Origin of the sequence: Rhodococcus sp. NPDC059969, from assembly GCF_042738325.1 — a bacterium.
Classification (GTDB): Bacteria; Actinomycetota; Actinomycetes; order Mycobacteriales; family Mycobacteriaceae; genus Rhodococcus_F.
This window is the reverse complement of the sequence record NZ_JBHWUF010000018.1, coordinates 1-17,755: the sequence shown is the minus strand read 5'-3', so window position 1 is coordinate 17,755 and position 17,755 is coordinate 1. Positions and strand designations below refer to the sequence as shown.

17 protein-coding genes and 2 tRNA genes are annotated in these 17,755 nt (G+C 62.6%); 6 read left to right on the top strand and 13 right to left on the bottom strand.

Annotated elements, in window-relative coordinates; all coding sequences use genetic code 11:
- Window positions 1-17 precede the first annotated feature (17 nt).
- A tRNA-Lys gene (locus tag ACFWAD_RS29120) sits at window positions 18-90 on the bottom strand.
- 368 nt (window positions 91-458) lie between these two features.
- On the opposite strand from ACFWAD_RS29120, the gene ACFWAD_RS29115 reads away from it, so the two are divergent.
- Entirely contained in the window at window positions 459-1,628 is a 1,170-nt protein-coding gene (locus ACFWAD_RS29115) for an Ig-like domain-containing protein (protein ID WP_378550240.1), read from the top strand.
- 339 nt (window positions 1,629-1,967) lie between these two features.
- On the opposite strand, the gene ACFWAD_RS29110 is transcribed toward ACFWAD_RS29115, so the two are convergent.
- Both ACFWAD_RS29110 and orn read right to left on the bottom strand, forming a co-directional pair.
- Window positions 1,968-2,040, bottom strand: a tRNA-His gene (locus tag ACFWAD_RS29110).
- An 84-nt stretch (window positions 2,041-2,124) separates the two neighbouring features.
- Window positions 2,125-2,724 (bottom strand): oligoribonuclease, encoded by a 600-nt coding sequence (gene orn / locus ACFWAD_RS29105; RefSeq protein ID WP_024487359.1) that lies wholly within the window; start codon window positions 2,722-2,724, stop codon window positions 2,125-2,127.
- 120 nt (window positions 2,725-2,844) lie between these two features.
- On the opposite strand from orn, the gene ACFWAD_RS29100 reads away from it, so the two are divergent.
- The gene (locus tag ACFWAD_RS29100; RefSeq protein WP_378550176.1) at window positions 2,845-4,593 is read left to right on the top strand and encodes a helicase HerA-like domain-containing protein; all 1,749 of its coding nucleotides are present in this window, start codon (window positions 2,845-2,847) and stop codon (window positions 4,591-4,593) included.
- A gap of 19 nt (window positions 4,594-4,612) precedes the next feature.
- On the opposite strand, the gene lysA is transcribed toward ACFWAD_RS29100, so the two are convergent.
- From lysA to ACFWAD_RS29075, 5 genes are all read right to left on the bottom strand, one after another.
- On the bottom strand, window positions 4,613-5,956 hold the full coding sequence (gene lysA, locus ACFWAD_RS29095) for a diaminopimelate decarboxylase (protein WP_378550173.1): 1,344 nt from the start codon (window positions 5,954-5,956) through the stop codon (window positions 4,613-4,615).
- A 135-nt stretch (window positions 5,957-6,091) separates the two neighbouring features.
- The gene (locus ACFWAD_RS29090) at window positions 6,092-6,652 is read right to left on the bottom strand and encodes a hypothetical protein (protein ID WP_378550170.1); all 561 of its coding nucleotides are present in this window, start codon (window positions 6,650-6,652) and stop codon (window positions 6,092-6,094) included.
- A gap of 49 nt (window positions 6,653-6,701) precedes the next feature.
- Window positions 6,702-7,505, bottom strand: coding sequence for a mycolate reductase (cmrA, locus tag ACFWAD_RS29085; RefSeq protein ID WP_019749133.1), 804 nt, complete (start codon window positions 7,503-7,505; stop codon window positions 6,702-6,704).
- A 19-nt stretch (window positions 7,506-7,524) separates the two neighbouring features.
- The gene (locus ACFWAD_RS29080) at window positions 7,525-9,555 is read right to left on the bottom strand and encodes an FAD-dependent oxidoreductase (RefSeq protein ID WP_378550167.1); all 2,031 of its coding nucleotides are present in this window, start codon (window positions 9,553-9,555) and stop codon (window positions 7,525-7,527) included.
- Window positions 9,552-10,142: a PadR family transcriptional regulator gene (locus ACFWAD_RS29075; protein ID WP_378550165.1), complete on the bottom strand. Its 591-nt coding sequence runs from the start codon at window positions 10,140-10,142 to the stop codon at window positions 9,552-9,554. Before ACFWAD_RS29075 ends, ACFWAD_RS29080 begins: the two co-directional genes overlap by 4 nt.
- A gap of 128 nt (window positions 10,143-10,270) precedes the next feature.
- On the opposite strand from ACFWAD_RS29075, the gene ACFWAD_RS29070 reads away from it, so the two are divergent.
- Window positions 10,271-11,632 carry an MFS transporter gene (locus tag ACFWAD_RS29070; RefSeq protein ID WP_378449687.1) on the top strand — a complete coding sequence of 454 codons (1,362 nt, stop codon included), beginning with the start codon at window positions 10,271-10,273 and terminating at the stop codon, window positions 11,630-11,632.
- Here the strand turns inward: ACFWAD_RS29070 and ACFWAD_RS29065 are convergent.
- The 3 genes from ACFWAD_RS29065 to ACFWAD_RS29055 all read right to left on the bottom strand — a co-directional run bounded on the left by ACFWAD_RS29065 (window position 11,622) and on the right by ACFWAD_RS29055 (window position 14,089).
- On the bottom strand, window positions 11,622-12,443 hold the full coding sequence (locus tag ACFWAD_RS29065) for an acyl-CoA thioesterase (RefSeq protein ID WP_378550162.1): 822 nt from the start codon (window positions 12,441-12,443) through the stop codon (window positions 11,622-11,624). The genes ACFWAD_RS29070 and ACFWAD_RS29065 overlap by 11 nt on opposite strands.
- A 75-nt stretch (window positions 12,444-12,518) precedes the next feature.
- A complete protein-coding gene (locus ACFWAD_RS29060) occupies window positions 12,519-13,358 on the bottom strand; it encodes an alpha/beta fold hydrolase (RefSeq protein WP_378449689.1) in 840 nt (279 codons plus the stop codon).
- A gap of 35 nt (window positions 13,359-13,393) precedes the next feature.
- Window positions 13,394-14,089, bottom strand: coding sequence for a TetR family transcriptional regulator (locus ACFWAD_RS29055; protein ID WP_378550159.1), 696 nt, complete (start codon window positions 14,087-14,089; stop codon window positions 13,394-13,396).
- A gap of 168 nt (window positions 14,090-14,257) precedes the next feature.
- Between ACFWAD_RS29055 and ACFWAD_RS29050 the strand changes: the two genes are divergently transcribed.
- The 3 genes from ACFWAD_RS29050 to ACFWAD_RS29040 are packed head-to-tail and all read left to right on the top strand — an operon-like array spanning window position 14,258 to window position 16,858.
- On the top strand, window positions 14,258-15,391 hold the full coding sequence (locus ACFWAD_RS29050) for a ferredoxin reductase (protein ID WP_378550156.1): 1,134 nt from the start codon (window positions 14,258-14,260) through the stop codon (window positions 15,389-15,391).
- A gap of 35 nt (window positions 15,392-15,426) precedes the next feature.
- Complete coding sequence (locus tag ACFWAD_RS29045; protein WP_378449692.1) at window positions 15,427-16,599, top strand: fatty acid desaturase family protein; 1,173 nt, start codon at window positions 15,427-15,429, stop codon at window positions 16,597-16,599.
- A gap of 13 nt (window positions 16,600-16,612) precedes the next feature.
- Window positions 16,613-16,858 carry a hypothetical protein gene (locus tag ACFWAD_RS29040; RefSeq protein ID WP_283304040.1) on the top strand — a complete coding sequence of 82 codons (246 nt, stop codon included), beginning with the start codon at window positions 16,613-16,615 and terminating at the stop codon, window positions 16,856-16,858.
- Between the two features lie 132 nt (window positions 16,859-16,990).
- Here the strand turns inward: ACFWAD_RS29040 and ACFWAD_RS29035 are convergent, their stop codons facing one another.
- Window positions 16,991-17,158, bottom strand: coding sequence for a hypothetical protein (locus ACFWAD_RS29035; RefSeq protein ID WP_003945367.1), 168 nt, complete (start codon window positions 17,156-17,158; stop codon window positions 16,991-16,993).
- 243 nt (window positions 17,159-17,401) lie between these two features.
- Window positions 17,402-17,545 (bottom strand): hypothetical protein, encoded by a 144-nt coding sequence (locus ACFWAD_RS29030; protein ID WP_003945326.1) that lies wholly within the window; start codon window positions 17,543-17,545, stop codon window positions 17,402-17,404.
- Window positions 17,546-17,755: the final 210 nt, after the last annotated feature.

Genomic DNA, 17,755 nt, shown 5'->3' with positions numbered 1-17,755 from the left:
GTGGGGACCTTTGCAAGTGCGCCCACAGGGACTCGAACCCCGGACCCAGTGATTAAGAGTCACTTGCTCTACCAACTGAGCTATAGGCGCTCGCTCTTGCGAGACAGAACATTAGCCGAATCGCCGGTTCGGGAGCAAATCGCCAGGTGGAGGCTTCACTGCCGTAGTCCGATCGGAGGAAACCCGCGACAAGCGGTAACAAAACGGACGGTTCGGAGCGATTGATACTTGAACGTTACTGACGGCGTGGCCCTTCATGACCGTTGGTAACGAGCGCGCCTGGCATCATTGGTGCAGCGCAGTCATACCGCAAGTCCCACTTGCCTTCCGGTAAGTGGGATTCGCATGTGACGCGGAAGTTAGTCGGAGAAATTGTGAAGCGGAGTCGAACGATGAGTCGTCAAAGGTGGGGTCTGTCCGTGCGCGGGGGGAACGATCGAGCGTCGAAGGGCGCGGCGATGATCGCGGTGTCACTCGGTGCGCTCGTTCTGATGACCGCGTGCACGTCGGGTGGCAAGGACGTCAGCACCGAGGGGTCGGCGCCGATCGATTCCAATCCGCTCACCGAACTCATCAAGCCGAAACTCACCTCGACCGCCGCCGACGGGGCTGTCGGCTTCTCGCCGGGTGACCCGGTCAAGATCAACGTCGCCGACGGCGCCCTGTCCGACGTGACGATGGTCAATCAGGACGGCAAGGCAGTTGCCGGCGCTATCACCGCTGACGGTGCGTCGTGGACGACCACCGAGCCGCTGGGATACAACCGCAAGTACAAGATCGAAGCCCGCGCGTACGGATTGGGCGGCGCCAGTACGACGGTCACGTCCTTCACCACCAGCGCGCCCGGCAACGTCACCAAGCCGTACGTCTTGCCGAACGAGGGCGACGTGGTCGGCATCGGTCAACCGATCGCGGTGCAGTTCGACGAGAACATCCCCGATCGCAAGGCTGCCGAGGCGGCGATCACCGTCACCACGACTCCGGCCGTCGAAGGTGCGTTCTACTGGGTCAACAATCGTGAGGTCCGCTGGCGTCCGGAGAACTACTGGGCACCGGGCACCAAGGTCGACGTGAGCGTCAACGTGTACGGGCGCAATCTCGGAAAGGGAGTCTTCGGGCAGGAAGACGCGAAGAGTTCCTTCACCATCGGTGATGCGGTTATCGCCACGGCAGACGACAACACCAAGCAGGTCACTTTCCAGGTCAACGGTGAAACTGTCATGACCATGCCCACCTCGATGGGCAAGGACAGCACTCCCACCGACAACGGCGTCTACATCATCGGTGACCGCTTCGCGAACATGATCATGGACTCGTCCACGTACGGCGTCCCGGTCACCTCCGCTCAGGGCTACAAGACCCCAGTCGACTGGGCGACCCGAATGTCCTACAGCGGCATCTTCTTCCACTCGGCACCGTGGTCGGTCGGGCAGCAGGGCTACTCCAACACCAGCCATGGCTGCCTCAACCTGAGCCCGTCCAACGCCAAGTGGGTCTACGACAACACCAAGCGCGGGGACATCGTCGTCGTCAAGAACACCGTCGGCGGCACGCTCTCCGGCACCGACGGCCTCGGCGACTGGAACATCCCGTGGAGTGTCTGGAAGACCGGCAACGCGGACGTCTGAGCGCGCCGCTGAAGCACTGAACGTCAGAATGCCCCCGACCGTCCGGTTGGGGGCATTCTGCATCTGCACCACCTTTCGCGAGCGAAAGTGCCTCTCGGTCCATCTGAGGCGACCAGAGGTACGTTCGCTCTGCCCGGGCACGGGTTGCTCGGGTGCGCGCGATTTGTCGCGGTCGCCACCCCACCCACTTCGGGTGAACGTATCGCTGCCCCTGTCAGAAAAGGGGAGCGATACGTTCACCCGGCTGTGGAGGGGGAGTTTAGGGATGGGATGGGGTGGGGGGCACAAACCAAAAGAACCCCCGAAGATGTCTTTCGACATTCTCGGGGGTTCCGCTTGGGTGAGCGACGGGACTCGAACCCGCGACAGCCAGGATCACAACCTGGTGCTCTACCAACTGAACTACGCCCACCATTGCCTCGGCCACCGGTTTGACCCGGCTGCTTTGACGAAAGAGATACTAGCGCGAAAGTCGGTCAGGATGCCAATCGGCAGGTCAGGCGGGACCCAAGCCCTCTACGACGGCTGCGATCTCCGCGCTTGACGGTCCGGGCGCCGCGACAAATGCAGTGCCGCGGTAGTACTTGAGTTCGCGGATGGATTCCTTGATGTCGGCGAGCGCTCGGTGGGCGAGACCTTTTTCGGGCTGACCGAAGTAGATTCGCGGGTACCAGCGGCGGGAGAGTTCCTTGATGGAGCTGACGTCGATCATCCGGTAGTGCAGGTAGGTGTCCAGCGCCGTCATGTCGCGTGAGATGAACCCGCGGTCGGTGGCGATGGAATTACCTGCCAAGGGCGCCGTACCGGCGACGGGAACGTGTTTGCGGATGTACGCGAGCACTTCTTTCTCCGCCTCGGCGAGGGTGACCGTCGACTTTCGGACCTCTTCGGTCAGTCCCGACTTTGCATGCATCTTCTTCACGACGTCGGGCATGGCAGCCAACGCGTCGTCGTCGGCGTGGATGACGATGTCCACACCTTCGCCCAAGATGTTCAAGTCGCTGTCGGTCACCAGAGCCGCAATCTCGATGAGTTTGTCGGACTCGAGTCGCAGCCCGGTCATTTCACAATCGATCCATACCAATTTGTCCTGCACCAGGAACACAGTAGTGCGCGTGGGCGCGGGATAAGGTCTGCGGTGGAAACTCGGGTGCGTGCAGGACTGCGCTCGGGTGATGACAAGAACTTCGCCGCATTGCAACGAGGAGGGCTTTCGATGACCGTGGATCCGAAGGACGGAGCCGCGCCGCTGACGCCGGCGGAGAAGGCGAAAGCTGCAAAGGCCGCCGCTGCCGAAGCCGCTCGGATTGCCGCTGAAGCTGCCGCCGCTGCTGAGGAAGCGGAGAAGGAAGCCGCTGCCGCTGAGGCCGAAGCATCCGCAGGAGCCACCCCCGACACCCCCGCTGCCGCGACGCCGTCGGGTGCTTCAGCTGAAATCGCGGCGGGCTACTCATCCGAGGGGCGGGCACTCGAGCTCGGCTCGGTGGTGATCGACGGAGTGGCAGATCCCTCCGCGCGGGTGCGGATTCCGTTGGCGACGATCAACCGTCACGGCCTGATTGCCGGTGCGACGGGTACCGGCAAGACCAAGACGCTGCAGGGCATTGCCGAGCAGCTGTCCGCCGCGGGTGTGCCGGTCGTGATGGCCGACGTCAAGGGCGACCTCTCGGGGCTGTCGAAGGCGGGGGAACCAAGCGAAAAGATGAAGGCTCGCGCAGTCGAGACGGGCGACGATTCGTGGACTCCCGCAGGGATGCCGGTCGAGTTCTTGTCGTTGGGTACTGACGGAATCGGTATCCCGGTGCGCGCGACGATCACCAGCTTCGGGCCGATCCTACTCAGTAAAGTGTTGGGCCTCAACGAGACACAGGAATCGACTCTCGGACTGATCTTCCACTGGGCCGACACTCAGGGCCTCGCACTGCTGGACCTCAAGGATCTGCGTTCGGTCATCGCCCACCTGACGAGCGCTGAGGGCAAGGCGGATCTGAAGGGTATCGGCGGAGTTTCCTCGGCTACGGCAGGAGTGATTCTGCGCGCGTTGGTCAACCTCGAAGCCGATGGCGGTGACACCTTCTTCGGCGAACCGGAACTCGAAACCGAGGATCTGCTGCGGGTCGTCGGCGGTGCCGGTGTGATCACGCTGTTCGAACTCGGTGCCCAGGCGGCTCGCCCGGCGATGTTCTCCACCTTCCTGATGTGGGTGCTCGCGGATCTGTTCCAGACGCTGCCGGAAGAGGGAGATCTGGACAAGCCGAAGCTGGTGTTCATCTTCGACGAGGCGCACCTTCTGTTCGCGGACGCGTCGAAGGCCTTCCTGCAGCAGGTCGAACAGACGGTCAAGCTGATTCGCTCGAAGGGCGTCGGCGTGTTCTTCTGCACGCAGCTTCCGACCGATATTCCCAATTCGGTTCTGTCGCAGTTGGGTGCGCGCGTCCAGCACGCTCTTCGTGCGTTCACGCCCGACGACCAGAAGGCACTCAACAAGACTGTCCGCACCTACCCGAAGACCGAGCACTACGACTTGGAGAAGGCGCTGACTTCACTCGGCATCGGTGAAGCCATCGTGACCGTGCTCTCGGAGAAGGGTGCGCCGACGCCGGTGGCCTGGACCAAGATTCGTCCTCCGAGGTCGCTGATGGACACCATCGGCAACGACGCGATCAAGGCGGCTGCGTCGTCGAGTCCCCTCAATCAGAAGTACGGCCAGACGATCGACCGCGAGTCGGCGTACGAGAAGTTGACGGCGAAGGTGGCCGGTGCTCCGACGGCGGATCAGTCCCTGGATCTGCCGTCGCTACCGGACCTGCCACCACCGCCGCCGGCCGAACCGGAGGGCCCCAATATCGCCGAGCAGATCTTGGGCAACTCGGCCGTCAAGAGTTTCCTGCGCTCCGCGGCTTCGGCTGCGGGACGGGAGATTTCGAGAAACATTTTCGGGACCGGTAGCCGCCGCAAGCGCTGAGGGTTCGACGCCCGCGAGGTCAGATACCGACCTCGCGGGCCAGCAGGTCGTTGATCGATTCGCGCCTGATCAACGGCCGCGCAATACCGCCGAGCACAGCGACGACGGGCGGCCGGCCGACGCTGTTGTAGGTGGACGCCATGCTGTGGTGGTAGGCACCTGTACACGGCACTGCCAGCAGGTCGCCTTCGTGTAGGTCGGCGGGAAGCCTGGCGCCAACGGCGATTTCGTCGCCCGATTCGCAGTGCCGCCCGGCGACCGTGACCTCCTGGAGCGGTGCGCTCGAATGTCGGTTCACCAGTTCGACGTCGTAACGGCTGTTGTACAACGACACCCGCGGATTGTCGCTCATCCCGCCGTCGACGGAAACGAAGGTCCGTCCGCCGCTGATCGACTTGATGTTCTGTACGCGATAGAGCGTGACTCCGGCGCGCGCAGCGATCGCCCGGCCAGGCTCGAGCACGATTTCGGGGCGAGGGAAGCGGTTTCGGGTGCAGGCGTCGTCGAGGGTATCGTCGATGACGTGAGCGAGGCGGGTCAGATCTAGTTGGGCATCTCCCGGTAGGTACGCGATCCCGTGGCCGCCACCGAGATCGAGTTCGGTGAGGATGATTCGGTGTGTGCGTCGAATGTCGTCCATCTGCGCGATCATCGTCTCGATCGCGGGTCGGAAGTGTTCGGGATCGGTGATCTGGGAGCCGAGATGGCAATGCAGGCCGATGAGTTGCAGGTGCGTCGCGGTGGCGACGACGGACACGGTACGTTCCAGTTCTTCGGAAAATGCTGGTAAACCGAACTTTTGGTCCAAGATGCCGGTGGACACTGCCTTGTGTCCGTGTATGTCGACGCCGGGTGTGACTCTGATCAGCACCTTCTGAGGGCGGGTGCACACCGACGCCAAGCGTACCGCTTCGCTGGGGGAGTCGAGGACGATCCGGCCGACACCGGCGTTGACCGCTGCTCTCAGTTCGGCAACCGATTTGGCGTTGCTGTGCAGGATGATTCGCTTCGGGTCCACGCCCGCGGCAAGAGCAATGGCAAGTTCGCCGGCCGAACAGACGTCTACCCCGAGGCCCTCGTCGGAGACCCAGCTAGCCATCGCACGGATCATCAGCGCCTTGCCGGCGTACACGATCTCCGAGTCGGGGAAGATCTCTCGATACGTGCGGCAGCGGTGCCGCACGTCCGCCTCGTCGACAACGTACGTCGGTGTGCCGTACTGGTCCGCGATCTCTTCGAGGGAGACGTCGCCGATGCAGACACGCCCGCTTTGATCGTGGCGAGTGCTGATGGGCCACAACGCAGGATCCATACGAGGCGTCATTGCGCCGCGTAGGGAGGGGAAGATTTCGAGTAGCGTCACGTCGATCTCCTGAAGGTGTCCCGCCGTGTTGCGGGCTACTTTCAGATCTACTCCCGACGATCGCCGGTGGGAGGAGTCTTGACGCTTACTTGACGCGCCGTCGAACGAGGTTGACGCGGCTCTGACGGCCTCGACTCACTGTTTCCCTCGCCGCTTCCATCCGAACCAGCCGAGCACCGCGAGTAATGCCACTGCCACGGTTCCGCCGATCACCGCCGATCTGTCGACGGATACGCCAACGGACTGAACTCCGCCGGCGCGTGGGGCGTAACCGGGGCCGTACACGGACTCGACCGTCGCGTGGATGTCGAACCCGGTTTCGGTGGCCGGTCCGCAGCTGTATCCCTCGTGTTCGGCGTCGACGTCGTACGGCGCCGAAACGAACATCAGTTGCTCGGTTCCGAGTACGTAGCTTGTGCCGCAACCGTTCCCGTTCGCGAGTGTCCCCACCGACGTCACCGACGCAAGATCGCCTTTGTAGACGCGGCTGACGTCGAACAGATAGGTGTCCTCGAACCCGTCCGAGGTTTTCTCCGTCGGAGTCCCCAGGAAGACAGTGCTGGAGACGCTCACTGCTTCTTCCGGTGAGGCCGATGACGCGCACGAGCACGCGTTCGCCGTCGCAGGCAGCAGTAAGGGCAACCCTCCGGTCACAAGAAGGATTGCCCCTACCGCCAGTGTTCGTCGCATCGCCATTAACCGACTATATGGTCTGCTATGGCGTGGTCTAAGAAGTTTGCGTGAATCAGCCGCCGAGCTTCTTGTAGAACGTGCCCACGATGGGCGCCACGACGGCGCGGGGGCTGTAGCCGCCGGCGACGGACATCGCCTTGCTCAAGATGCCCGGTACGACGCGCATCTTGTTCTCGGCCAGGCCGTCGAGCGAGACCTTGGCGGTGTACTCGCTCGAGATCCAGAAGAAGTCCGGAACGAGCTTGTCGACGATGGACGCTTCGGCCGGGTCCGGAGTTTCGGTCCGGACAGGGCCCGGGGCGAGGAGGGTCACGTTCACCCCGGTGCCCTTGAGTTCACCACGCAACGATTCCGCGAACGTGTTCACGAACGCCTTCGTGGCGGCGTACGTCGCGTTGTTGGGGATCGGCATGTTGCCGGCCGCGGAACCGACCATCAGGATCGCTCCGGACTTGCGGGCGAGCATGCCGGGCAGTACGGCCAGGGTGAGGTCGTGAACCGCGACGGCGTTGAGCTCGACCTGGTCACGCTCGTACGCGGGGTCCAGTTCGGCGATCGGGCCGAAGGTGGCGATCCCGGCGTTGTTGCACAGAATGCTGATGTCGCGGCCACCGAGTTCCTCGACGAGAACGGCACGCGCCGCGCTGTCGGAGAGGTCCGATGCACGGACTTCCACCTCGACGCCGTGTGCGGCGCGAAGCTTCTCGGCGAGGACCTCCATGACCTCGCCGCGACGGGCGACGAGGATCAGGGAGTGTCCGCGTGATGCCAGATCAGCGGCCAGTGCCTCTCCAATGCCGGAGGAGGCGCCGGTCACGACGGCGCGGGCTGTGGTTGTGGGTGTCGGCAGGCTCACGATCAGTCAGCGTAGCCGGTCAGATCTTCGCGGCCAGTCGTGTGCCCTGTTCGATGGCACGCTTGGCATCGAGTTCTCCTGCCACATCGGCGCCACCGATGATGTGGGTCACCACACCCGCGACGGTCAGTTCGTCCACGAGGTCGCGAACCGATTCCTGCCCGGCGCAGATGACGATGGTGTCGACCTCGAGGAGCCGGGGCTTCTCGTGCTTCTCACCGAACGTGATGTGCAGACCGGCGTCGTCGATGCGCTCGTAGTTGACGCCCGAGAGTTCGTGCACGCCCTTGTTCTTGAGGGCTGCCCGGTGGACCCAGCCCGTGGTCTTCGCGAGTCCGGCACCGATGCGTCCGGGCTTGCGCTGGAGGAGGTAGACCTCACGTTCGGAGAGTTCCGGTACCGGTGTGGTGAGCGCGCCCGGCGCCATCTCGGGTTCGGTGACGCCCCATTCCTGCTTCCACTCCTTCAGATGAAGGGTGGGGGAGGTCGGATGGGTGAGGAATTCACTGACGTCGACGCCGATGCCGCCGGCACCGATGACGGCGACGGACTTACCGACCGGCTTGCCCTCTCGGACGACCTCGGCGTAAGTCAGCACCTTCGGGTTGTCGATGCCGGGGATCTTGGGAACGCGCGGTGTCACTCCGGTGGCAACCACCACTTCGTCGAAAGAGCCGATGAGATCTGCTGGTGCGACGCGGGTTTCGAGCTTGACGGTCACTCCGGCGACGTCCAGCATGCGCGTGTAGTAGCGAATGGTTTCGGCGAACTCTTCTTTGCCGGGAATGAGTTGTGCGATCCCGAACTGTCCGCCGATCTTGTCCGAAGCCTCGAACAACGTGACCGAATGACCACGCTGAGCAAGATTGAGTGCCGCGGAAAGTCCGGCGGGGCCGGCGCCGACGACGGCGAGGTTCTTGGTCCGCCGAGTGGGGGAGAGGATCAGTGTGGTCTCGCGGCCCGCGCGCGGGTTGAGCAGGCAGGAGACCTGCTTGTGCACAAATGCGTGGTCGAGGCACGCCTGGTTGCAGGCGATGCACGTGTTGATCTCGTCGGAGGCTCCGCGCTCGGCCTTGTTTACCCAGTCGGGATCGGCGAGCATCGGCCGGGCCATGGAAATCAATTGTGCGTCACCGCGGTTGAGGATCTCTTCCGCAGTCTCAGGCATGTTGATCCGGTTCGAGGCCGCTACCGGAATGTCGACGTGCTTCTCGAGCTTGCCGGTGATGTCCACGAAGGCTGCTCGGGGAACCGAGGTGACGATGGTGGGCACCCGTGACTCGTGCCACCCGATGTCGGTGTTGATGATCGTGGCGCCGGCAGCTTCGACTTCCTTTGCCAGTGAGACGATTTCATCCCAGGTCTGACCACCCTCGACCAAGTCTGCCATGGACAACCGGAACACGATGATGAAGTTCGGGCCGACAGCCTTGCGTGTGCGTCGCACGATCTCGACAGCAAGGCGTCGACGGTTCTCGGAACTACCGCCCCACTGGTCGGTGCGCTTGTTCGTGCGCTCGCAGAGGAACTGGTTGATGAAGTAGCCCTCACCGCCCATGATTTCGACGCCGTCGTAACCCGCGGACTTGGCCAGGCGCGCGCAGCGAATGTAGTTGCGAATCTGCCAACGCACCCCGCGGCCGGTCAGCTTGCGCGGACGGAACGGGTTGATGGGCGCCTTGATCGACGACGCGGACACACTGAACGGCTGATAGCTGTATCGGCCCGCGTGCAGGATCTGCATAGCGATCTTCCCGCCCGCGTCGTGAACCGCCTTGGTGATCCGGCGGTGACGGCGCGCTTCGACGCGGTTGGTCAGCTTGGCGCCGAACGGCAACAGCCAACCGGTGCGGTTCGGTGCGTACCCGCCGGTGATGATCAGACCCACACCGCCACGTGCGCGTTCGGCGAAGTACTCGGCCAAGCGGTCGGTGTCCTTCGCGCGATCCTCGAGGCCGGTGTGGATTGATCCCATGACGACGCGGTTCTTCAGCGTCGTGAATCCGAGGTCGAGCGGTTCGAGCAGGCGGGGGAACTGTGTATCCGTCATGGCTGGGAAATTCCTTCCGTGGCGTTCTCGCCAGTGTCTTCGTTGGCGTACACGCCAGTGGGTAACGCGTCCAGAACTTCTTGGCACCAGTCGGTGAAACCTTCTTCGACGCGGATACCACCGCGAAGTACGAGGTACTGGTGCAACGAAGAGCCGGAAAGTGCTGCTGGATTGGGGAAGTCACGCTTCTCGATGAGTCGGTAGACGTCGAGGCGGGCGGCGTGGCCGTCGCGGTGGCGAGCGACTTCGCGTCGTAGAGCGGGAAGATCGGCGTGCGCTGCGGCCCTGATCTTGATGGCCAACTCGTTGCGCAAGTGGTTCGGTTCGGACGGCTCGGCGATCCATCGGGTCAGTTCGGCGCGGCCGGCGTCGCTGACGCGGTACATCTTCTTGTCCGGGCGGCCGTCCTGCGCAATGGCCTCCACCTCCACCCAGCCGGCCTCGTCCATTCGCTTGAGGACTCGGTAGATCTGCTGGTGCGTCGCGCTGTGGAAGAAACCGATCGACTTGTCGAACCGGCGTGTGAGGTCGTATCCCGACGCATCCTGTTCGGAAAGGGAGACGAGCAACGCATGTTCGAGTGCCATGTCAAAAGTATCTATGCACTCAGGTGCGTATGCAACTAAGTGCATACTAACTCGAGTGCATAGAACGCCCTGTATGTCGACCTCGGAGAGAGGCGCCGAGTCGCCTGCGCACAGTTAGGCTTCGCCGTATGAGCGCCGAGTCCACAAGCACGCAGGCCGAGCCACCCGCAGGCATCGGTGGTGCGGCCACGAAGAGTCAAGTGTTCGCGTGGGGGCTGTGGGATTGGGGATCGGCCGCATTCAACGCCGTGATCCTCACGTTCGTCTTCTCGGTCTATCTCACCGACGCGGTCGGCGACGACCTGCCCGGCACGATTTCGGCAACGACATGGCTCAGTTGGGCTCTCGGAATTGCCGGCTTCTTCATCGCCATACTCGCTCCGATCACCGGACAGCGTTTCGATGCGTCGGGTAAACGCAAACTCTCGCTTGCGATACTTACCGGCATCACCGTGCTCTCGATGGCGGGCCTCTACTTCGTCGAAGACAACTACCGCTACCTATGGCTCGGATTGGTACTGCTCGCAATCGGTTCGGTGATCTTCGAGCTTGCCGGCGTGCCGTACAACGCCATGATGCGGCAGGTGTCGACGCCGGAGAATCTGGGTAGAGTCTCCGGCTTCGGCTGGGCCATGGGATATTTCGGCGGAATCGTGCTGCTGTTGCTGTGTTACTTCGGGTTCATCGTCGGCGACGGCGACACTCGGGGATTCCTGGGATTGACCACCGACGGCGGCATGAACATCCGGATGGTGGCACTGCTGGCCGCAGTATGGTTCGCGATTTTTGCGATCCCGGTATTCTTCAAGGTTCCCGAGTTACCCAGCCCCGCGGTCGATCCGGGAGCATCGAAGGCCGGATTCCTCGACTCCTATCGGGTGTTGTGGCGTGATCTGCGTGAACTCTGGAACGTCGACAGGCGCACGATCTGGTACCTGATCGCGAGCGCACTCTTCCGCGACGGACTCGCGGGTGTGTTCACCTTCGGAGCCGTGCTGGCCGTCAACGTCTACGGAATCAGCGCAGCAGACGTCCTGCTCTTCGGTGTTGCCGCCAACGTGATTTCCGCGATCGGCGCCCTGGTGGCCGGACGCTTCGACGATCGGATCGGACCCAAGCAGGTCATCACCGTCTCGCTCGCGTCGATGATCGTGGTCGGCGCGATATTGATCGCGGTGTCAGGGCCGGTGATGTTCTGGATCTTCGGACTCGCGCTCTGCCTGTTCGTCGGACCTGCTCAGTCGTCGGCACGAACGTTCTTGGCGCGCATCACCCCGCCCGGGCGTGAAGGTCAGATGTTCGGCCTGTATGCGACAACAGGCCGAGCAGTGTCGTTCCTCGCGCCGACACTGTTCGGCCTGTTCGCATGGCTCTTCGGCGCCGACCGCGCCGGCATCATCGGACTGCTGGTAGTGCTCGGTGTCGGCCTCGCCGCCCTGTCGATGGTCAAGGCGCCGGAAGGGGACAGTGCGGTGATTGTCAGTCCTTGAAGTAGACCAACTGGTGTGTCGTAGCGAGCAATGCGCCGTCACTGCCCCATATTTCGGCCGACTGATCGAAGTACCCGTTGCCGAACCGCTGAGTCCGCGCGGTGCCCAGGACTGAATTGTCCGCCTGTTCGGTCAGCGCCTGAGTGTCGGCGTGGAAGTAGATGGTCATCGAGACCGTTCCGGCCGGTGCCATCTTGCCTCGGCGCAGGAAAACTCGTGGGAAGAAGACATCGCACAGTGCGGTCAACGACGTGTAGTCGAGAGCGCGTGCCGGCTGATCGCGCACCCAGAGCGTCGTAGTCGAGTCGGGGTGCTCGCCCGACTCCAGGTCGGGGATCGCACCTTCGACAAACCGCATCTCGTAGTTCTGTGCCCAGGCGATGAACTCGGGGAACGGCAGCAGTGCAACGTCTTCGGCCGACGGAACCTCCGGCATCGTGATCTCGGTCGACGACCACGTCTCACGCCTCGTGCCGAACACTGCCGTGGCGGTCGTGGCGACGGTGCCGTCCTGAGACAGTTCGATCGACCAGTGCTGCGTCGAGCGGTTGGTGCGCACCGGGCGGGCGGAGATCTCGAAAGCGCCCTCGGTGATCGGACCGGCAAAGTTGACGGTCAACGACAGCGGATCGCCCAGTCGCTCGGGGTGCTTCAATACCGATTCGAGCAACGTGGCAGCAGTGACGCCGCCGAAAGGTCCGACCATGTTGTTGTACGCCGCATTGGTTTCGCCGGTCGACAAACCGGCGGTGAGCGACGTCAAGCCGACAGCAGCGTCAAAAGGATGGGGTGTTGCAGCGGTCTCGGTCATCGCAGAACTCCTGGTGGTGGAATCAATTCGGCTCTATGTATGACAACATACATAGAGCCGAATTCTTCGCTTCGGTCAGGATCCCGCACGTGCGAGGATGGCCTCGGCCAACTCTTCGGCTCGCTCTTCCGGGACCCAGTGACTCCCGCCTTCGAGGACGACGAACTCGTAGGGCGCGTCGACGAATTCACCGCAGCGTTCTGCGCCTGCCCGGCCGAGCGCCGAGTCGCCGGTGCTCCAGACGTACGTGGTCGGCACCGTGGTGCGATCGATGTCGCCGAAGTCGCGCGTCATCGCGCGGTACCAGTTCAAGGCGCCGGTCAGCGCGCCCGCCCCGCTCAGGACACGAATGTGCTCGTCGGCGAATTCAGGATCGATCTGGCCGTCGAACATGGCGCGCAGCCGGCGGAAGTTGTCCTCCGACAACACTTCCTCGGCTTTTCCTTCCTGCCGGAGAAGTCCGATGTACGACGAGCGTTGCTTCTGGTCCTCGTCCTCGCGTAGTGCCCAGCCGAAAGCTGTGGGGTGGGGGACCGAGATCGCGGTCAGGCTGCGGATCCGGTTCGGATGGCGACCGGCGACCTGCCAGGCGACCGCCGAACCCCAGTCGTGGCCGACAAGGTGTGCGTCTGGCAGACCGAGTGCGTCGAGCAATCCGACGACGTCGGCTACCAGGTGCTCAATGCGGTAGGCATCGACACCTTCCGGGCGTGCGCCCGCGGAGTATCCGCGCTGATTCGGTGCGATCACGCGGTATCCCGCAGCGGTCAGTTGCGGCGTGACCTTGCCCCAGGATGCGGCGCTCTCCGGGAATCCGTGCAGCGCTACCAGCGGAATACCGTCGTCCGGGCCCGAGATCAGTACGTCGAAGGTGAGGTCGCCAACGGGGATTTCGAATGTACTCGTGGAAGACATGGCTCTCACCGTACGTCGAAAAGGTGAACCCGAGGTCAGTTTCGAGGTGGATTCCAGGTGGCCATTCCGAGCATGATGATCCGCAGCTGCTTCTCTGCTCGTGTGATGACGGCGGCTTCGTCGCGATATCCGGCAGTCCCGGCGTCCAGGAGTTCGACGACGGCACCGAACATCGTCGAGACGATCAGATCGGCGGCCATTTCCAGATCGTCCGACGACCAGCTTTCGAGTCCGGGAATTCTGGACAGATCGAGGGTCAATTCGCTGACGAACAACCGCATTTCGGTGGCTATCGCGCGTCGCACCTCGCTGACGCCGCTGTAATGTTCACGGCAGAGGAACCGAAACTGTCGTTCGTGTGTATGCACCTGTCGCACAAGGATACCCAGTGACGTAGTGGCGTCCTTCGTACTGGGGTTGCGCCTGGCGTCGCGCAGCATCTGACGCAACATGCGCATGCTTTCCTCGACGAGGACAACGCCGAGATCTTCCAGTGAAGCGAAGTGGCGATAGAACGCAGTCGGAACGATCCCGGCTTCCCTGGCGACCTCTCGCAAGCTGATTCCGGCGAAGCCTCGGTCGGCCGAGAGGTCCATTGCCGTGTCCAAGAGGGATTGGCGCGTGCGCTCCTTTTTGGCGGCACGGCTTTCCGGTTCCCTGTTGTCGGGTTCCCTGTTCTCTGGGTTCACCGGTCCGGCCTTCGTCACGACGTCGAGTGTAGGTACAGGCATCCCGGCTCCTTTCGGCAACTCGTGTAACTCGGGTCACATTCTTGTTGACATGTACTTGTGTGCACCTGTCACACTATCTTCGGTGAACATTTGTACACTGAATTCACGCAGTCGGGGGAAGCCAGCCCGGCAAACGATTTACCCGGCAATCGAAACACGAGGAGGGTCATGACAATCGCATCTGCTCCTGAGAACACGACACCGAAGCCCGCATCTCGGCGCGGACTGTCCTTGGTGGGACTGATCGAAGCCATGGCCGCCCCACATCAGATCGATCGCTACCTCGAGCTGATCAACCCGATGGCGACCGTTCGTGACATTCGCGCACAGGTTGTTTCCGTCGACTATCCGACCGCAGACTCCGTCACGCTGACGCTGCGTCCGACTCGCCAGTGGCGTGGATTTCAGGCGGGCCAGTTCGTGCAGTTGGGCGTGGTGATCGACGGTATTCGTCACACTCGGTGCTACTCGCCGGCCGGGGGCGCGTCTACGCGCAACGGGCTGATCGAGCTGACCGTGAAGGCTCATCCGGGTGGATTGGTGTCGCAGTATCTGTACGCCAACGCTGCGCCGGGACTTGTAGTCAGTCTTTCGCAGGCAGACGGGGTGTTTTCCCTCCCGGTCGACCGCCCGCGTCGGGTGTTGCTGATCAGTGGTGGCAGTGGAATCACCCCGGTGATGTCGATGCTGCGGACGCTCGTGGACGAGGAGCATTCGGGCGAGATCGTGTTCGTGCACTACGCGAACACCGATGCCGACGTGGCATACACGCGCGCCCTGAAAACCATCGCCGAGCAGAACTCGAACGTGAAACTGGTACTCGTGTACACCGAAAGCGGTGGAGGTGATCTCGAAGGTTTCTTCGACCGCGGGCACCTCGACGCGGTGGCCCCGTGGATCGCTGATCCGGAAACGGTCGACGCCCAGGCTTATCTCTGTGGGCCTCCCGGACTGATGCGGGGAGTGCGCGAGGTGTTCCGTGAGGTCGACGTCGAACACTTACTCCATACCGAGGAGTTCGCACCCGCGGTGGCCGAGCCAGGTGAGGCCGGCGGCGAGGTGTCATTCACCAAAAGTGGAGTGGCGGCCGAGAACTCCGGCGAAACACTGCTCGAACAAGCAGAAGCTGCGGGCCTCAATCCCGAATACGGATGCCGGATGGGAATCTGCTTCTCCTGCACCTTCGTCAAGAAGGCGGGTCGTACCCGCAACGTGCGCACCGGTGAGACCGACGACGAGCCGGACAAGAAGATCCAGCTCTGCGTCAGCGCTCCCGTCGGCGACGTCACCGTCGACATCTGAAGTCCCATTTTCCTCACGACTGTCTGGAGACCGACATGTTTGGACTTTCACTTCCCACCCTCCCTTTCCTCGGCAACGGTTCCGATGCGAAGAACGACGCTCCTGTTGTTCTGACGTACGAGCAGGTCGAGGAGATCGGCCGCGAGTTGGACGCACTGCGTGATCGCACCGTCGCCTCACTCGGTGCTGAGGATCGGGAGTACATCTACAAAATCATCAAGGCGCAGCGTGGTTTCGAGGTCGCGGGTCGCGGCTTGATGTACCTCGGCTTCCTCCCCCCGGTATGGCTCGCGGCCGTCGGTGCACTGAGTGTGTCGAAGATTCTCGACAACATGGAGATCGGCCACAACGTCATGCACGGGCAATACGACTGGATGCGTGAACCCGGGCTCAATTCCGAAGTCTTCGAATGGGATACGGTGTGCCCGGCCGACCAGTGGCGCCACTCGCACAACTACATGCACCACACGTACACCAATATTCTCGGCAAAGACCGCGACATCGGATACGGAATCCTGCGTATCGACGACGCGCAGAAGTGGAACCCCTATTACCTCGGTAATCCGGTCTGGGCTTTTGCCTTGATGGTGCTCTTCGAGTGGGGCGTGATGATGCACGACCTCGAGATCGAGAACGTCATCCAAGGTAAACGCAAGTGGCACGACGTCAAGCCGTTACTCAAGGGTTGGTGGAACAAGGCAGGCAAGCAGGTCCTCAAGGACTACGTCATCTTCCCGGTTCTCACGGGGCCGCTGTTCGTGACCACTCTGGCGGGCAACGTCACCGCCAACCTGGTGCGAAACGTGTGGACCTACTCGATCATCTTCTGTGGCCATTTCCCCACCGGCGTCCAGAGCTTCACCGAGGACGAGACGGCTGACGAGACTCGCGGTCAGTGGTATGTCCGGCAGATGCTCGGCAGTGCCAACATCGAGGGAAGCCCGCTCTTCCACATCATGTCCGGCAACCTCTCGCACCAGATCGAGCATCACCTGTTCCCGGACTTGCCTGCGCATCGTTATCCGGAACTGGCTCCCGAGGTGAAAGAATTGTGTGTGAAGTACGGTTTGCCGTACAACACCGGTGGGTTCTTCAAGCAGATCGGTTCGGTGTGGGGCAAGATCTTCAAGCTCGCTCTGCCGCCCGGTCTGGTCAAGTCGAAGACCCCTCCCGGTGTTATCGTCGAGCGCCAGCGAACAGCAGCCTGAGAGGCACACTTTGATGGTCGGGAAATTCGAACGCCGCAAGGACACCGTCCAGGAGTTGACGGAAAGTGCAGCCAACCACGTCGGCTCCATCGCGATGATCATCGCCGGGGCAGTTCGAGACGTGACGCGCGAGATCGGTGACTGGGTGTCCGACGGTATCGAGATGCGAGAAGCGGCGAAAAAAGCTGCGGCTGACGATCGTTCGGAATCCGTGACTATCGAACACGACGACACCGATCCGCCTGAAGACTGGCGTTGATCCGATTGCGCCGTATCCGTTCGGCGTGACCGACGACGTTGCCCTCCGTCCTTTGTGGCGGAGGGCAACGTCGGTTTCATGGACTGCATACCGATCAATGGCGGTGAATCAGCCACTCATCAGTGGGAGATGCTATGCAGCGCTCCCGAGACTCGCCGAGTCGAAGCTGCCGAGCCCGGTGCTACCGAGCCCGCTGCTGCCGACCCCGCCCAAAGCGAGCGCGTTGCTGCTGCCCGCGCTCAGTAGCTGGACGATGATATTGATGACGATGGGGTCGCCGGTGAGCGGGATTGTAGGCACAGGGAGACCTGCTTTCTGTTTCGAAATGTGGTGAGAATGTGAGCGGCGACGGGATCGTCGACGTAGTCAGGACGGCTTTTTCAGGCACTTCCGGTGCTGCCGAGCGACACGATCGAGCCGTTGCCGAAGCCGAGTGCCCTGGAGAGCGAGCCGAAGTCGATAACCAGGCTGCCCTGGGTGTGCGGGTTTATCACGGTGATTCCTGTCTGCGCCGCGACGTTGTGGTGCGAGCGGGTAAGTCGATCAGGGAGCAGGCGTCGTGGGAGTTTCGCCGCCGCCGCCGATCGGAGAGTTGTCGGTGTAGAGGAAGCTGCTGCCCGCGTTGAACATCTGAAGGACGGTGTTCAAGACGACGGCCAAAGCGCCTGTGGTTGGTGCGGCGATCATGTGCTGGCTCCTGGTTTCAGCGATGGCGACATGGTGGTCACCGTGGTCACCGCCCTCACAGTGTCAGGCGGCTTGGAGCGGGGGCCCGGCGGGGGAAAAACCCACCGGGGCCGCCCATAGGGCGAGGGGAAGCCCCCCCCCACCCGGCCGGCCCGGCCCGGGGGGGCCCGCGGGGATATGAGCAAGGTGGTGTGGGAAAAATGACCCAGC

Bases quoted from the DNA above. Each gene is read 5' to 3' on its own strand.
- ACFWAD_RS29045 (WP_378449692.1), top strand. From the start codon at position 15,427: ATGTTTGGACTTTCACTTCCCACCCTCCCTTTCCTCGGCAACGGTTCC.
- ACFWAD_RS29100 (WP_378550176.1), top strand. From the start codon at position 2,845: ATGACCGTGGATCCGAAGGACGGAGCCGCGCCGCTGACGCCGGCGGAG.
- ACFWAD_RS29090 (WP_378550170.1), bottom strand. From the start codon at position 6,652: ATGGCGATGCGACGAACACTGGCGGTAGGGGCAATCCTTCTTGTGACC.
- ACFWAD_RS29070 (WP_378449687.1), top strand. From the start codon at position 10,271: ATGAGCGCCGAGTCCACAAGCACGCAGGCCGAGCCACCCGCAGGCATC.
- ACFWAD_RS29075 (WP_378550165.1), bottom strand. From the start codon at position 10,142: ATGGCACTCGAACATGCGTTGCTCGTCTCCCTTTCCGAACAGGATGCG.
- ACFWAD_RS29065 (WP_378550162.1), bottom strand. From the start codon at position 12,443: ATGACCGAGACCGCTGCAACACCCCATCCTTTTGACGCTGCTGTCGGC.
- ACFWAD_RS29080 (WP_378550167.1), bottom strand. From the start codon at position 9,555: ATGACGGATACACAGTTCCCCCGCCTGCTCGAACCGCTCGACCTCGGA.
- ACFWAD_RS29055 (WP_378550159.1), bottom strand. From the start codon at position 14,089: ATGCCTGTACCTACACTCGACGTCGTGACGAAGGCCGGACCGGTGAAC.
- ACFWAD_RS29030 (WP_003945326.1), bottom strand. From the start codon at position 17,545: ATGATCGCCGCACCAACCACAGGCGCTTTGGCCGTCGTCTTGAACACC.
- ACFWAD_RS29115 (WP_378550240.1), top strand. From the start codon at position 459: ATGATCGCGGTGTCACTCGGTGCGCTCGTTCTGATGACCGCGTGCACG.
- ACFWAD_RS29050 (WP_378550156.1), top strand. From the start codon at position 14,258: ATGACAATCGCATCTGCTCCTGAGAACACGACACCGAAGCCCGCATCT.
- ACFWAD_RS29040 (WP_283304040.1), top strand. From the start codon at position 16,613: ATGGTCGGGAAATTCGAACGCCGCAAGGACACCGTCCAGGAGTTGACG.
- ACFWAD_RS29060 (WP_378449689.1), bottom strand. From the start codon at position 13,358: ATGTCTTCCACGAGTACATTCGAAATCCCCGTTGGCGACCTCACCTTC.